Below are 1140 nucleotides of genomic sequence, written 5' to 3'. Positions count from 1 at the left end.
GGGTGGGGGGCGGGCCGCCCGTGGTCGGGGCGGTGACCCCGTGGCCGTCGATGAGCACGGCGGAGCCCGAGGGGGACAGGGAAATCCGGGCCCGCCACGGCCCGGCCGGCTGCGCGTCCCGGATCACCGAGACCGCGATCGTGATGGACCGCCCGGCCGCGAGCGTGCCCGACGTACGGCTGAGGCGCAGCCACGGGGCGTCCGTCGCCGCCGACCAGCTGACCGTTTCCCGGCCGGAGTTGGTCAGCGTGATCGTCGTGACGGCCCCGGAGGTCCGGGCCGTCACCGCCAGCCGGGCGTCGCCGTGCTGCGCGCCGCCGGTGCTGACGACCTCGGCGGTGACGTCCGGGACACGTGCGCCGAAGCGGTTGCCGGGGCGGCCGTGACCGGTGTTCTCGGGGTCGTACGGGTCGCCGCTCATGCCGCCGGCGCCGTCCACCTCCGTGGCGGTGACCGAGGTGCCGTCGTGGCCCTCGCCGGTCTGCGGCGCTCCCCGGTAGGCGGCCCAGAGGGCGATCACGGGGGCGGCGACCACCGTCGCGACGACCGTGGTCGTCACGACCCGGGCGCGCAGTCGGTCCCGGCGGGCGGCCTGGTCCTTGGGGTCGAGCGGATAGCCGCTCCGGTCGAAGCGCGGGCCCGCGGCACGGGAGCGGTGGGCCTGCGCCATCGCGACGGACACGGAGGGGCGGGGAGCCTCCACGAGGGGCAGGACGGCGGCCGGGGCGAGGGCCGCTCCGGGCCAGGGGCCGGCCGCGTCGGCGCGTTCGGCGGCGCGGCGGCAGCGGGGGCAGTCGTCGACGTGCCGGACGAGTTCGCGGCGCAGGGCGGCGGAGAGCAGCACCTGGTGGTCGCCGGTGAGCCGGGCCACGGTGGGGCAGTCGCCGCCCTCGACGACGGCGAGGGCGGCGCGGGTGCGCTCCACCTCGCAGGCCGCGGCGGCGAGCAGCTCACGGGCGGTGGCCGCCTCCAGGCCGAGCACGGCGGCGACGGAGCGCGGGGGGAGGCGGTGGCGTACGGCCAGTTCGAGGGCTTCACGCTGCTCCGGGGTGGTGCCCGCGGCCTCGGGCCAGGCGAGCGTGGCGAGCTCCCGGCGGCGGGCCTCGGCGGCCGGTGACTCGGCGGGGGCGGGGGTGGTGG

The 1140-nt window shown here is 79.1% G+C and carries 1 protein-coding gene; it reads right to left on the bottom strand.

The features are described from left to right. The coding region (locus tag D3105_RS33905; protein ID WP_425315772.1) for a BACON domain-containing protein at nucleotides 1-1140 on the bottom strand (1140 nt) is incomplete at both ends.

This window comes from Streptomyces globisporus (genome assembly GCF_003501885.1).
In the GTDB taxonomy this organism is placed as follows: Bacteria; Actinomycetota; Actinomycetes; order Streptomycetales; family Streptomycetaceae; genus Streptomyces; species Streptomyces globisporus_D.
This window is presented reverse-complemented; position numbering and strand designations above follow the sequence as displayed.